Source organism: Polynucleobacter sp. UK-Gri1-W3 (assembly GCF_018881595.1).
In the GTDB taxonomy this organism is placed as follows: Bacteria; Pseudomonadota; Gammaproteobacteria; order Burkholderiales; family Burkholderiaceae; genus Polynucleobacter.
The window spans coordinates 291,739-304,977 of the sequence record NZ_JACVQA010000001.1; the positions used below are offsets into that span (position 1 = coordinate 291,739).

Genomic DNA, 13,239 nt, shown 5'->3' on the forward strand with positions numbered 1-13,239 from the left:
GGAAGAATTACTTCTTACGCTTGTTAACTGAATCTTTAAATGCTTTACCAGCAGAAAACTTAACAGTTTTCGCAGCAGCAATTTTGAGTGGCTCGCCAGTTTTTGGGTTACGACCCATACGTGCAGCACGTTTGCCAGAAGCAAAAGTACCAAAGCCGATCAGTTGTACTGAGTCACCTTTAGTAACAGCTTTAATGATTGTCTCGATTGCAGAATTCAATGCGAATTCGGCTTTGGCTTTAGAAATCTCCGCGTCGTCAGCAATCGCTGCGATTAGTTCGGCTTTGTTCAAGTGAAGCTCCTTATAGATATTGATGTCAGCGCACATTACGCTTACATGATTTTAACCACAAAAAATTACAAAAATATAGTTGCGTTACAGCAATTTTTTACTGCGACTACAAATTACTCATCCAAAACGGTGATATCAGAAACAAAATACTCGGTATCGCCAAAACACGTAGTTGGCAAACCAATGTGCTGCTCATACTTTAGGGCAACTTTTTTACCCAAATTGGCATTTATTTTCTGCGCTACGGCATCTTCAGGCACGGTAAAGAAGAATTTTTCTGACATTGTGCCCGGCATAGAAACCATGGCTAATTCACCTTCCCAGGTTTTGCAGATGTAGCCACGATTAGAGAATTTCTGTACATATCCTGCGCGCTCACCACTTCCGTAGCTCCAAGTTAGCATCCCCCATGTATAGACTGAAATACCCACTAACCCAATTAAAACAAGGCTTAAGAGCCACTTTATAAAGCCATTCATCAGAATTTCCTTGGTAAATCTACACACAAACCCTTAGCGGGTCCTGATATCTTCTATACGCAGTATATGAGCATCCTAGCGGAAGAAATAGTCTAATTAGCGGTAACTTACAAATTAAAATACTAGCAATTACCTTACTTAGACAAAGCCCATGGAAATTCGCCACATCATCTTTTTTATTTTTGTAGCCTCTGCGATCTATGTATATTTCCGCGGCAAAGTTCGTTTTGGGGTTGTCAGATCTCTTACCGACTATCAAGTGCTATTAGCGCCAGTAAATGCACTTTTATATCTATTCTCGAAAGTGAAGCCTGGAGCTTATATTCCAGTAAGTCAATTTCCTGAGATGAAACCCATTCAAGATAATTGGGAAATGATTCGCCAAGAGGCGCTTTCTTTGCAAGAAGGTGGCTCGATTGCAGCGGCCACCGGATATAACGATATTGGCTTTAATTCCTTCTTTCGCACCGGCTGGAAGCGTTTTCACCTTTGCTGGTATGGCAAAGAGGTGCCATCAGCGCAAGCAAAATGCCCCAAAACAGTGGCCCTCCTAAAATCTATCCCATCGGTCAAAGCTGCCATGTTCGCCTCTTTGCCCCCTGGGGCAACGCTTGTACGCCACCGTGATCCCTATGCAGGCTCCTTGCGTTATCACATTGGCCTAGTGACACCCAATGATCCTAAATGCTTTATCAATGTCGATGGCGAGCGTTATTTCTGGAAAGATGGCGAAGCGGTCATGTTTGATGAGACCTATATTCATTTCGCCGCAAACGAAACAGATCAACAAAGAATTATCTTGTTTTGCGACGTTGAGCGTCCCGTGTACACCAAAGCAGTCGAGCTATTTAATCGTTGGTTTGGGCGTTATGTCATGAGCGCCGCATCATCCCAAAACGTTGAAGGTGAAAAAATAGGTTTTGTAAATATTCTCTTCACCTATTTCTACCATCTTCGTGCGCAAGCTAAAAAGCTAAAAGCAAAACATCGCTCCGTATATTACGTGGGTAAGTGGGTTCTTATTCTAGGAATTTTGTGGGCTATTTTTTGGTAAGCCCAAACCTGAGTTTTATGGACTCAGTAACTGAACAATTTGCTCTGGACTAATAGGGCCCCAAATTTCTATTCGTTTCTTACGGCTGTTTTGGCCGGAAACAAATTGAATCTGCTTTTGGGGCACCCTTAATTGCTTTGAAAGCCACGCTAATAAAAGCTCATTAGCCTTATTTTCAAGGGCTGGCGCCTTGAGAGAAATTTTAAGGCAGCCATCATGCAGGCCAACGACCTTGGTCACCTTTGCTCCTGGTTGGCAATGTAAATCTAAGATAATTCCGGTGGGGGTTTGTTTTAACCAATTAGGTGTCATTAAAGTACTTTAAACTGAAACCATGACGATGAAGAATTCTCTAGCTTTAGAGCAACTATTTGCCAATAATCGCGCCTGGGCCGAAAGCATGGTGGCAGAAGATGCCAACTTTTTTAAGCGCCTCGTTTCACAGCAAGCCCCTGAATATTTATGGATTGGTTGCTCCGATAGCCGAGTGCCGGCAAATGACATTGTGAATTTATTGCCTGGCGAATTATTCGTTCATCGAAATGTTGCGAACGTAGTTGTTCATACTGATTTGAATTGCTTGTCTGTTATTCAATTTGCTATTGATTTACTTAAAGTGAAGCACATCTTGGTAGTTGGTCATTATGGGTGCTCAGGGGTGCATGCAGCACTAGCAGATAGGCGAGTAGGTCTAGCTGACAATTGGTTACGTCATGTGAAAGATGTACATCAAAAACATGAACGTTATTTGGGTGATGCGATTCCAACCCCCAAACGTCAAGATCGACTGTGTGAACTGAATGTCATTGAGCAAGTTGTTAACGTATGTGAAACAACTATCGTGCAGGATGCCTGGGCCCGCGGTCAAGATCTGACTGTACATGGCTGGGCTTACCGCCTAGAAACTGGCTTAGTAAATGATTTGGGAATGTCTTGTAGCTCTATTAAAGAGATGACAGAGCGTTATGCCAAATCAGTAAAGCGCTACGAATCAGAACACAACTAACTTGCTTAAGTCATTTTTGAACTACCTGGGAGTTGGTTTTCTTGCGCTCCTTGCAATACTCCCATACAAGCTATTAGTTTCTGTTGGCTATGGCCTTGGCTATATAGCTGCTCGCATTCCGAGCGATAGAAATCGAGTAGTCAAAACAAATCTCCATTTATGTTTTCCAAAATTAAACGCAACCGAAATAGATGATCTTGCCAAGGAGCATTGGCGATTGCTTGGGCGGAGCCTAGTAGAAAAAAGCATTATCTGGTGCGGCAGCTCAAAACAGCTCAGCAATATGATTGAAGTGAGATCAGCAGTAGATCTCTCGAGCAAAAAACCGCGCATCCTAGTCAATATGCATTTCACAGGCATTGAGGGGAGCATTATTTTGAGCGCTCTTTCCAAAGAAAAACATTGGCCGCGCACTTCTGGTTTTTTTCAAAGAATGAAAAATCCATTCTTCAATAAAAAGATTATTGATTGGCGCAATCGTTTTGGTGGCAACTCCATTGATCGACAAGGCAATGCGAAGGCAATCATTCGAGAAATTCGCAATGGAGACTTCATCATCATTGCGCCCGATATTGATCTTGGCCTCAAAGATTCTGAATTTGTCCCTTTTTTTGGAATTCAGACCAACACCATCACTACCATCTCCCGTTTGGCAAAAATTACTGGTGCAGACGTATGCTTAATGACAACGACATTAAAGCCAGATGAATCTGGCTATCTTTGCGAAATTAGAAAGCCTATAGAACACTTTCCGGGGACAGACCCCAAGGCAGACACGGCACGCCTGAATCAATATTTTGAGGCTGAGATTCGGCTTCGACCTGCTGAATACTATTGGGTACACAAGCGTTTCAAAAACCCGCCAGATAGCGGCCCAAGCCCCTATAACCCTTCTAAATAAAGGTCATTTGTCCTATCATTAGGGGATGACTGAACGTATTGGGCTATTTGCCGATCTCCACAGTAATTTAGAAGCTTTTGAAGCCTGCATGTCTCGGGCAGAGGAGCTTGGCGTTACGCGCATGGTATTCATTGGTGACCTAGTGGGCTACAACGCTGACCCGGTGGCGGTCATTGATCGTATCGCATCACTCGTGGAAGATAAAAAGGCAATTGCTATCCTAGGCAATCATGATGAAGCTATTTTTAAAGATAGTCGCGATCAAATGAATGCAAATGCCAACGCCGCAATTGAGTGGACTAAGTCACAACTAAAAAATCATCATGTAGATTTTCTTAAGAATCTTCCGCTCATAGTTCAAGAAGAAAATATCTGCTTTGTGCATGCTTCAGCACACAATCCATCTGACTGGAATTACATTACTGACAGCATGAGTGCATGGCAATGCGCACAAAACTCTGGGAAAAGTTATACCTTTGTTGGTCATGCGCACGAGCAAGCACTTTTTTATCAAAGCGCCGTTGGGAAATTGATTCGCTTTGCACCACACCCTGGCGACGAAATACCTGTACTTCACCATCGCCAATGGGTAGGAGTTGTAGGCTCGCTTGGTCAGCCTAGAGATGGCAATCCTGAAGCATGTTTTGCAGTATTTGAACCGGAGTCTGAAGTACTCACATTTCATCGTGAGGCCTACGACTACTTTACTGCCGCAGATAAGGTACGTCGCGCCGGCCTGCCAGAAGATCTGGCAAATCGCCTTATTACCGGCAAATAAAATTAATGGCAATCAAGACAGATATTGAAGCAGTAGACGATATATTCCAAGAGGGCAAAGTAGTTGACGGTTTTGTCTTGGGCAAAGAAGTGCATCGCGGCGGAATGGCTAGCCTCTTTTCAGCAACGAAAGAAGGCATTGACGTACCTATACTGCTAAAGATTCCACGCGTTGGCAAAGACCAGCCTGTGGAAAGCTTGATCGGCTTTGAAACCGAGCTTACGATCTTGCGCTCACTAAAAAGTCCTTATGTTCCTCAATATTTAGGATCTGGCAATATGGCCACGCATCCGTATATTGCAATGGAAAGGGTTGAAGGTCGCCCGTTAGAGGACTACATTAAGGAAGGAAAAGTATTTACGATTGATGAAGTTGTTCGCATTGGCGCAGATCTTGCACAAGCCGTTCAGTCTTTGCACTCACAAGATGCCATTCACTTAGATATCAAGCCTGAAAATATTTTGGTCGATGCCAAAGGCAGGCTAACGCTCATTGATTTTGGTTTATCGCATCACGCCCGTTACCCAGACTTACTCGCAGAAGAAATGCGCAAAGGCGTTGGATCAGCACCATACATTTCTCCAGAACAAGTGGTCGGCATTCGCTCAGACTCTCGTAGCGATATTTTTTCAATCGGCGCAATTATGTATGAGTTGCTGACTGGTGAACTGCCATTTGACAACCCTCAAACCATGAGCGGTCTTCGCAAAAGAATGTGGGCTGAACCATTTCCTCCACGCGCTATTCGCAGAGAAATCCCTCGCTGGTTACAAGAGGTTGTGCTCAGGTGCTTAGAGCCGAGGGCTGCAGATCGTTATCAAAGTGCCGCGCGTTTACGCCAAGTGTTACGAGACCCAGAGGGTGTTACGCTCACTGAGCGTGCCGACCGAGTTGAGCCGCCTAGCTTTTGGCAAAACCTCAAAGGCATGTTCAAAGCTGCGGGCTATGAGCCCTCTCCTAGCCCGCGTCCCAGTATGGGCAATTTTGATGCCCCCCTGATGATTGCGGCGATCGATACACGTCAGTCAGATGAAGATTTGCGTGAACGCATGCAAATCACTGCAAAAAATTTATTACAGGCCTATCCTGAAAGCCGCTTAATTTGCTTGAGCACTATTAGTAGCACCCCTACCTTTGAAGGTAATCAAGAAAATGAAACCGCGAGCGGAATTGTGCGCGGTCATTTAGTACAACTGATGGCTTGGGCCAAACCACTTAAGCTACCGCCAGAAAGAATTTCTTATCACGTACTAGAGGCTCTTGATCCCGCCTCTCGAATCGTAGAGTTTGCTAAAGACAATGACGCATCTCTTATTTTGATTGGGGCATCACATAAGCTACCCAACAAAGTAACGCCTTGGAGAACTTCCATGACTAAGATTGTCGAGGAAGCCCCCTGCAGCGTGCATATTGTCAGGACTTAAACTCAGCGCATTTTGTCTTGCTTTTGATCCAAGATAAGCTCAGGCTCTTGCGCCTCAATCCAGTTATCGCGATTTAGTACGCTTGTTAATTGCTTTTGGTCTAATTCGCCAGTCCACTTAGCAACCACAATAGTGGCCACGCCATTGCCAACCAAATTAGTTAATGCCCGTGCCTCGGACATAAAGCGATCAATGCCCAAGATAATCGCTAAACCTGCAACCGGCACATCTCCGACGGCAGAAAGAGTGGCTGCCAACACAATAAATCCGCTACCAGTTACACCTGCAGCGCCTTTAGATGTAAGTAACAGCACCAGCAAAAGTGTGACCTCTTGCATAAGCGTCATAGGCGTATTGGTTGCTTGTGCAATAAATACTGCGGCCATAGTCAGATAAATAGAAGTGCCATCTAGGTTGAATGAATACCCTGTTGGAATGACGAGACCAACACAGGTTTTCTTGGCGCCCAATAGCTCCATTTTTTCCATCATGCGCGGCAAGACAGATTCAGAGGATGAGGTCCCTAAAACAATTAATAGCTCTTCTTTAATGTAGCGAACGAATTTAAAAATATTAAACCCATTAAATCGCGCAATGAGCCCCAAGACGATAAATATAAAGAGTAAGCAGGTTAAATAAAACGCACCCATTAATTTACCCAATGAGAACAAAGAACTTATGCCATATTTACCAATAGTGAATGACATTGCGCCAAAAGCGCCAATAGGCGCAAACTTCATGATGACGCCAATCATGTCAAAAAGAACGTGTGATGATTTTTCAATTAAGTCAAACACCAATGTTCCGCGACCGCCGAACTTATGCAGTGCAAATCCAAACAATATTGCAATGAAAAGGACTTGCAAAATTTCACCCTTAGCAAATGCATCTACTGCACTGCTCGGGATGATGTTCATTAAGAAATCGGTGGTGGTGCCCATCTTCCCCGGCCCGGTATATGCAGCAATTCCTTTGGTGTCCAAACTTGCTGGATCGATGTTCATGCCCGCACCTGGCTGGAGCAGATTAACCACGACCAACCCCACCACCAAAGCAATGCTACTTACGATCTCAAAATACAAAAGGGCTAGTCCGCCGGTTTTACCAACCTTCTTCATATCTTCCATGCCGGCAATACCAAGCACTACCGTACAGAAAATAACGGGGGCAATTAACATCTTGATACCTTTAATGAAGGCATCACCAAAAGGCTTCATTTCTGTACCCAAGCTAGGGTAAAAATGGCCCAATAAAACACCAATTACAACTGCTGTAAGTACTTGAAAATAAAGGACTTTATAAAAAGGTGGTTTTTTTAATGTAACGGTCATTTCGATATCCTTTATTTAGTTACTTGCAGGCATTTTTTATCTCGGCTGACTACATATTAACTCTAGACTAGGAAATGGCCTTCATACCGGATAATGCAGGGATGGAAGAAAAAGTACGCGTCTCAAAATTACTCTCAGAGCTAGGTCTTTGCTCACGTCGAGAAGCAGACTCTTATATTGAGCAAGGTTTAGTGACCGTAGACGGGGAAGTAGTCAATGAGCTGGGTACGCGTGCGTTCCGCCATCAAAAGATTGAATTGCAATCAGGCGCCAAAGCGCAACAAGCATCTCGCATTACCGTTATTCTCAACAAGCCTGTTGGTTACATATCTCACTATGACGATGAACAGGAATACCAGCCGGCTGCTTCATTGATCACCCCCGAAAACTACTTTGCCAGTCCGATGGATAAGGGCAGAAACCCTCGCTTTAATACTAAGGGGTTGGCTCCTGCAGGCCGTCTAGATATTGACTCCACTGGCATGTTAGTCCTAACTCAGGATGGTCGCATTGCCAAATTATTGATTGGCGAAAATAGTCCCATCGAAAAAGAATATTTAGTACGCGTTGAGGGATTACTTTCTTTCGAAGATTTAGATCGTCTGCGCCATGGCCTCTCGCTTGATGGTGTAGAGCTAAAGCCTGCGCAAGTTAGTTGGCAAAATGAAGATCAACTGCGTTTTGTATTACGAGAAGGACGCAAACGTCAGATTCGCAGGATGTGCGAAATGGTTGGCCTCAAAGTAATAGGTCTCAAACGCGTCAGAATGGGCCGCATCTCATTGGGCCCACTTCCCCCTGGCCAATGGCGCTATGTAAGGCCTGAAGAGCAATTTTGAAGGCCTCGCACGCTTATAATTGCGTTCGAACCTAGATTAATCAGCGCAGAATTCCCATCGAAACTCTTATCTCCAGCACTCCAGGCGCAGAAGTACTTAGACGCCGCAGCTTTGCCATCATCTCTCACCCGGATGCGGGCAAAACGACGCTTACTGAAAAGTTATTGCTTTACGCAGGAGCTATTCAAATTGCGGGAAGCGTTAAAGCTCGCAAAGCAAGTCGTCATGCAACTTCTGACTGGATGGAGATTGAAAAGCAGCGGGGTATTTCTGTAGCAAGCTCGGTGATGCAGATGGAGTATCGCGATTGCATCATTAACCTATTAGATACGCCGGGGCACCAGGATTTCTCGGAAGATACCTATCGAGTTCTTACTGCTGTTGATTCAGCACTCATGGTCATCGATGCTGCTAATGGCGTTGAATCTCAAACCTTGCGCTTGCTTGAAGTTTGCCGCGCACGCAACACACCTATCGTCACATTCATTAATAAGATGGATCGCGAGGTCAAGCCTCCGATGGAATTAATGGATGAGATTGAAACAGCGCTTGGTATTGAAGTGGTTCCTTTTACTTGGCCAGTAGGCATGGGTAAATCTTTTGCAGGTGTTATCGATATTGCCAACATGCGTATGCGGATGTTTAAAGCCGGCGAGGATCGTGTCACTGAAGATTCTCATGCTGTGGTTGATGTAAATGACCCAGCTCTTAAAGAGCGACTTGGTACTGACCTTGAAATCGCCTTGACTGAAGTAGAGTTAATCAAAGAAGCGATGCCAGCATTTGATCTTGAAGCCTTCTTGGCAGGCCGTCAGTCACCCGTTTTCTTTGGCTCTGCGATCAATAACTTTGGCGTGCGCGAGATTCTCAACACATTAGTTGAGCTTGCGCCATCACCAGGATCACGTAAAGCATTGCAACGAGAAGTAAGTCCTGCAGAAAATAAATTCTCAGCGGTAGTGTTCAAGATTCAAGCAAACATGGATCCAGCACATCGCGACCGTGTTGCTTTTTTACGCATCTGCTCTGGACATTTTCAGCGCGGCATGAAATTAAAGATTTGCCGAAATGGCAAAGAGGTGCGCACCAACAATGCGCTTTCCTTCTTGTCACAAAGGCGCGATATTTTGGATGAGGCCTTTCCGGGCGACATCATCGGTCTCCCTAATCACGGCTTACTACGCTTAGGCGATACCCTGACTGAAGGGGAGCAATTGCAATTTACTGGCTTGCCATTCTTCGCTCCAGAAATTTTCCGCATGGTTGAGTCTGCAGATCCATTGCGCTCAAAACAGCTGCGCACTGGACTGATGCAACTGGGTGAAGAAGGTGCGATTCAGGTCTTTAGGCCAATGGCAGGCGGCACTATGCTACTTGGCGCATTTGGCCAGCTCCAATTTGAAGTGGTAAGCCATCGTCTCCAGACTGAATATGGTGCTGAAGTTCGTCTTTTACCAGCCCGTTATAACTTGGCGCGTTGGGTTAGCTCAGATGATCCTGTAGCGTTGAAAAAATTTACCCAAGAAAATATCCACAGGATGGCAGAAGATGTTGTCGGTGCCTCCGTATTCTTGGCGTCACACAAATCAGAGCTAGACGTTGCCCAACAACGCTGGGAGTCCATTCAATTCCATGCCCTCAGAGAGCATGCCGGCCTAATTTATCAATCCGATTTGGCTGGTTAATAAGGGAAGTTCAATTTCTAGATTGGCCTATTGATTAACGCGTTGCTTTGCAATCAAAGACGACAACGAGCTGATTATCGCTACTCCTAAATGAGGCAACCTTGCCATACTGGGCACAATAAGCGCTGGCCTTCTGAGTTAACTGGTCGATCGACTCACCGCTGCTATTGAGAAAAGTCACGTGATTTGCATCTGATGCATCAGTGTACACCGCAGCGCAAGCCCCCAGTATAGATATACAACTTAGGCTCAAGATAAAAAATTTCATCAACGTATTCATGTAAGGATCTTTCGTATTGAAGTTACGGTTTATTAGAGTCCAGCGCTTTCATAATCTGTGCAGTGATTTTGCTAGCGAACGGTCTGTATATCAAGATGCAAACAATCGCTACTGGATAAGCCACCAGCCACACTTCAAGCCAAACCCAAAAGAAGTTTTCTGCGAGGCCAACCCGAACAAATGTAGTGGCTAGAGTAATGCTCAAAGACATTAAGCAGCCCATGACTAAGGTAAAAATAAGGTTGGGTAGATTGATCATGACATCATCATAGCGTCTGCGCTTGTTAACTGTTATTCTGGACTGTGATCACTATTGTGCGCCCTAGACAGGGGAATCTCTTGAGAAAGTCTTTGAGATTCATCATTCCATTACTCTAGGAAAACTCCATGGCTGTAGGCCAAAATCAAAGAACCAGAAAAAATGACTCTATGCTCACCAAGACAGGAAAAGCCCGCTTAGGTCCCCTGAATACAGCACAGCTTACTAAGCTATTAGAATCAAGCACTAAGCCTAAAGAAAAAGGCAAAATTTTACGAGCACTTAAGAAACATCCGGCTGTTGCCGCATAATTAAAAGGCCCCGCCAATCAAATGAGCGGGGCTTTTTAATTTCAGTGCCTCAAAAGACTAGGCGCCCCTAAGCTCTTTTAACCAGCATTCTTTTTCCAAGGATGACTGTCGATACAACTAGCATAGCAAAGATTAAATTCATTATCGTAAGCGAATCATCAAGCAAAATGCTGGCGGCCACTAGTGTGCAAAAAGGTTGAATCAACTGTACTTGGCTAACCCTCGCAATGCCACCAATCGCAAGCCCCTCGTACCAAAAGAAGAAGCCCAGAAACATTGGGAACAAACTCAGGTAGATAAAACTAGTCCAGGCAATAGTTCCTGCACTTATGTAATCTGGACTGTAAGTAAGCCAAGTCATCAAAATATTTACTGGCAATGAAATAACCAAGGCCCAAGAAATGACGGCGCGAGGATTCATCTTTCTGGAGAGCTCGCCACCCTCAACATAACCAATACATGCACTGATTCCGCCAAGAACTAGAAGGCCATCAATATAAGTAAAGCTGCCGGCGTTTTTTAGTAAGGCATACATTACAACTAAGCCCGCGCCCAGTAGGGATACCAACCAAAATCCTAAGGAAGGACGCTCTTTAAAGCGAAGAACTCCAATAACTGTTGTAGCGAGTGGCATCATCCCCAAGATGACTGCGCCATGTGACGAGGATCCATGAGCCATGGCTACGGTAGTAAAGATGGGAAATCCGAAAACGACACCTAGAGCTATGACAACAAATTTTATGAAATCAACTTTGCTAGGTATGGGCTCTTTTTTGTAAGCCAGATAAGCGAGCGCAACAAGCCCAGCTAAAGTTGCCCTACCGTAAGCAATGAAATAGGGATCAAAACTTAGAACGGCAATCTTGCTGACTGGCAGCGTTAAGCTAAAAATCAGGATGCCGATAAACCCAATCAGCATTCCCTTGCTTTCTTTATTCACCGTCACCCTTTATCTAATAGTGGATTAATTGTATTAACAATCCTCAATGAGCGGGCTGTAATATGAAGGTAATCCTTATGAAATCGAACGCCTACATTCAAGCCATTTATCTTGCGACCTCTGCAGGTGAGCCGATGCAATCTGTCAGCTACGCCAAAGTCAATGCTGGTCTGGGTATTGAGGGTGATCGTTATGCCCTAGGTACAGGCGCATATTCAGCCGTCCAGCCAATAAAAATAAGGCATATCAGCCTAATTGCCTCATCAGGCATTGAGACAGCAAATGACTGGCTAATAGCCGGCGATGAACCGACCTTTGATGGCGCAGAGACACGCCGCAATATCGTGCTTAAAGACATTACCGCTGAGGAGTTAAATGCACTAGTGGGGAAGTCGTTTCAACTGGGTAGTCTGCAACTATTAGGCACTGAGCTTTGCACCCCCTGCGAACGGCCCGCTCAGCTATTGAGCAGGCCTAGCTTCATGGAGGCATTTGAAAGACGGGGCGGTATTAGGGCTGAGATACTCAATTCGGGAACACTTGCTATTGGTGACCAATTATTCCTAGAAAATGGAAAGTGGCATGATTGAATACCGCAACGATGCCTTAATTACTGCTGAGCAAGCTATAGATCTGTATAAGCGTTCGACTCTTGGTGAGCGGCGCCCAATTCACAATGTTCAAACATTTGAGGCCATGCTCAAAAATGCAAATCTCACAGTTACCGCCTGGGATGGGGCAAAGTTAGTAGGCATTTCTCGCTCGCTAACGGATTTTTCTTATGTGGCCTATCTTGCCGATCTAGCGGTTGACGAACAATATCAACGCTCTGGTATTGGCAAACAGCTCATTGAAGAAACCAAAGCGCTACTAGGCCCAGAATGCATGATTGTGCTATTGGCGGCGCCCAAGGCAAATGATTACTACGAACATATTGGTTTTGAGCATAATCCGCGCGCCTGGACTCTCAAAAAATAATTAAGTCTTTATCATTGCCGCATGACTATTACTCGATTTTGTTTAGTGCGCCATGGTGAAACCGACTGGAATGCAGCGCGCCGCCTTCAAGGCCATACAGATATTGATTTAAATACTAGAGGCCTCGCCCAAGCAAATCAAATGGCGCATGCTCTCAAAAAAATCAATTTGCAATTTGATGTTTTATACACGAGTGATCTCCAGCGTGCAGCCAAGACCGCTAAAGCTATCGAAGCATTATTTAAAACATCTGCAATAAGCAATTCAGCTCTGAGGGAGCGACATCTTGGCGCATTACAAGGGCTGACCACTGATGAGGCTCCGATACGCGAGCCAGCGCTTTGGAAATCCCACCTCAGCAGAAATATTGAAGAGCGCTTACGTAACGGTGAAAGTATTCAGCAATTTGCAGATCGCATTAAAACTGCGCTTGAGCAAATTCGGGAGCAACATTCAGGTAAAACTATTTTGCTAGTAAGTCATGGCGGTGTATTAGACATGATGTACAGAATTGCGAGCAATCAGCCCTTGCATGCAGAAAAAAAGGTTGCCGTGCCCAACGCTTCCGTTAACTGGATTAGTCACGATGGATATGCGTGGACGGTGAATGACTGGGGCGACACAAGCCACCTTGAAGGTTTGGCCCTAGATAATTTAGATCTCTAGGGTCTATGATGTGCGC

At 44.9% G+C, this 13,239-nt stretch carries 17 protein-coding genes; 11 read left to right on the forward strand and 6 right to left on the reverse strand.

Annotated elements, in window-relative coordinates:
- Nucleotides 1-7 precede the first annotated feature (7 nt).
- Entirely contained in the window at nucleotides 8-328 is a 321-nt protein-coding gene (locus ICN36_RS01480) for an HU family DNA-binding protein (RefSeq protein WP_150114176.1), read from the reverse strand.
- A gap of 77 nt (nucleotides 329-405) precedes the next feature.
- Nucleotides 406-771 carry a hypothetical protein gene (locus ICN36_RS01485; RefSeq protein ID WP_216226689.1) on the reverse strand — a complete coding sequence of 122 codons (366 nt, stop codon included), beginning with the start codon at nucleotides 769-771 and terminating at the stop codon, nucleotides 406-408.
- 157 nt (nucleotides 772-928) lie between these two features.
- Here ICN36_RS01485 and ICN36_RS01490 point away from each other — a divergent pair, with 157 nt between their 5' ends.
- Nucleotides 929-1,825, forward strand: a complete 897-nt coding sequence (locus ICN36_RS01490) for an aspartyl/asparaginyl beta-hydroxylase domain-containing protein (protein ID WP_216226856.1) — start codon at nucleotides 929-931, stop codon at nucleotides 1,823-1,825.
- 15 nt (nucleotides 1,826-1,840) lie between these two features.
- Here the strand turns inward: ICN36_RS01490 and ICN36_RS01495 are convergent, their stop codons facing one another.
- Nucleotides 1,841-2,137 (reverse strand): DUF167 domain-containing protein, encoded by a 297-nt coding sequence (locus tag ICN36_RS01495; protein WP_216226690.1) that lies wholly within the window; start codon nucleotides 2,135-2,137, stop codon nucleotides 1,841-1,843.
- A 22-nt stretch (nucleotides 2,138-2,159) separates the two neighbouring features.
- Here ICN36_RS01495 and can point away from each other — a divergent pair, with 22 nt between their 5' ends.
- The 4 genes from can to ICN36_RS01515 are packed head-to-tail and all read left to right on the forward strand — an operon-like array spanning nucleotide 2,160 to nucleotide 5,934.
- The gene (gene can, locus ICN36_RS01500) at nucleotides 2,160-2,831 is read left to right on the forward strand and encodes a carbonate dehydratase (RefSeq protein ID WP_216226691.1); all 672 of its coding nucleotides are present in this window, start codon (nucleotides 2,160-2,162) and stop codon (nucleotides 2,829-2,831) included.
- Nucleotides 2,832-2,847: 16 nt separating this feature from the next.
- Nucleotides 2,848-3,732, forward strand: a complete 885-nt coding sequence (locus ICN36_RS01505; RefSeq protein WP_255531189.1) for a lipid A biosynthesis acyltransferase — start codon at nucleotides 2,848-2,850, stop codon at nucleotides 3,730-3,732.
- Nucleotides 3,733-3,757: 25 nt separating this feature from the next.
- Nucleotides 3,758-4,510: a metallophosphoesterase gene (locus tag ICN36_RS01510; protein WP_216226693.1), complete on the forward strand. Its 753-nt coding sequence runs from the start codon at nucleotides 3,758-3,760 to the stop codon at nucleotides 4,508-4,510.
- Between the two features lie 5 nt (nucleotides 4,511-4,515).
- Nucleotides 4,516-5,934, forward strand: a complete 1,419-nt coding sequence (locus ICN36_RS01515; RefSeq protein WP_216226694.1) for a protein kinase — start codon at nucleotides 4,516-4,518, stop codon at nucleotides 5,932-5,934.
- Nucleotides 5,935-5,936: 2 nt separating this feature from the next.
- Here ICN36_RS01515 and ICN36_RS01520 read toward each other — a convergent pair whose 3' ends face one another.
- The gene (locus tag ICN36_RS01520) at nucleotides 5,937-7,265 is read right to left on the reverse strand and encodes a dicarboxylate/amino acid:cation symporter (RefSeq protein ID WP_216226695.1); all 1,329 of its coding nucleotides are present in this window, start codon (nucleotides 7,263-7,265) and stop codon (nucleotides 5,937-5,939) included.
- A 101-nt stretch (nucleotides 7,266-7,366) separates the two neighbouring features.
- On the opposite strand from ICN36_RS01520, the gene ICN36_RS01525 reads away from it, so the two are divergent.
- Nucleotides 7,367-8,104, forward strand: coding sequence for a pseudouridine synthase (locus tag ICN36_RS01525; protein ID WP_216226857.1), 738 nt, complete (start codon nucleotides 7,367-7,369; stop codon nucleotides 8,102-8,104).
- Nucleotides 8,105-8,172: 68 nt separating this feature from the next.
- A complete protein-coding gene (locus tag ICN36_RS01530; protein WP_216226858.1) occupies nucleotides 8,173-9,789 on the forward strand; it encodes a peptide chain release factor 3 in 1,617 nt (538 codons plus the stop codon).
- 302 nt (nucleotides 9,790-10,091) lie between these two features.
- On the opposite strand, the gene ICN36_RS01535 is transcribed toward ICN36_RS01530, so the two are convergent.
- Nucleotides 10,092-10,328, reverse strand: a complete 237-nt coding sequence (locus ICN36_RS01535) for a DUF2798 domain-containing protein (RefSeq protein WP_216226696.1) — start codon at nucleotides 10,326-10,328, stop codon at nucleotides 10,092-10,094.
- Between the two features lie 128 nt (nucleotides 10,329-10,456).
- Between ICN36_RS01535 and ICN36_RS01540 the strand changes: the two genes are divergently transcribed.
- Nucleotides 10,457-10,639: a hypothetical protein gene (locus tag ICN36_RS01540; RefSeq protein WP_216226697.1), complete on the forward strand. Its 183-nt coding sequence runs from the start codon at nucleotides 10,457-10,459 to the stop codon at nucleotides 10,637-10,639.
- A gap of 67 nt (nucleotides 10,640-10,706) precedes the next feature.
- On the opposite strand, the gene ICN36_RS01545 is transcribed toward ICN36_RS01540, so the two are convergent.
- Nucleotides 10,707-11,579 carry a DMT family transporter gene (locus ICN36_RS01545; protein ID WP_370623371.1) on the reverse strand — a complete coding sequence of 291 codons (873 nt, stop codon included), beginning with the start codon at nucleotides 11,577-11,579 and terminating at the stop codon, nucleotides 10,707-10,709.
- Nucleotides 11,580-11,656: 77 nt separating this feature from the next.
- Between ICN36_RS01545 and ICN36_RS01550 the strand changes: the two genes are divergently transcribed.
- Genes ICN36_RS01550 through ICN36_RS01560 form a run of 3 tightly spaced genes read left to right on the forward strand, consistent with a single transcriptional unit; the run spans nucleotide 11,657 to nucleotide 13,223 of the window.
- Complete coding sequence (locus tag ICN36_RS01550; protein ID WP_255531190.1) at nucleotides 11,657-12,169, forward strand: MOSC domain-containing protein; 513 nt, start codon at nucleotides 11,657-11,659, stop codon at nucleotides 12,167-12,169.
- Entirely contained in the window at nucleotides 12,162-12,557 is a 396-nt protein-coding gene (locus ICN36_RS01555; RefSeq protein WP_216226698.1) for a GNAT family N-acetyltransferase, read from the forward strand. The genes ICN36_RS01550 and ICN36_RS01555 overlap by 8 nt, the downstream gene beginning before the upstream one ends.
- Before the next feature lie 21 nt (nucleotides 12,558-12,578).
- The gene (locus tag ICN36_RS01560) at nucleotides 12,579-13,223 is read left to right on the forward strand and encodes a histidine phosphatase family protein (protein WP_216226699.1); all 645 of its coding nucleotides are present in this window, start codon (nucleotides 12,579-12,581) and stop codon (nucleotides 13,221-13,223) included.
- Nucleotides 13,224-13,239: the final 16 nt, after the last annotated feature.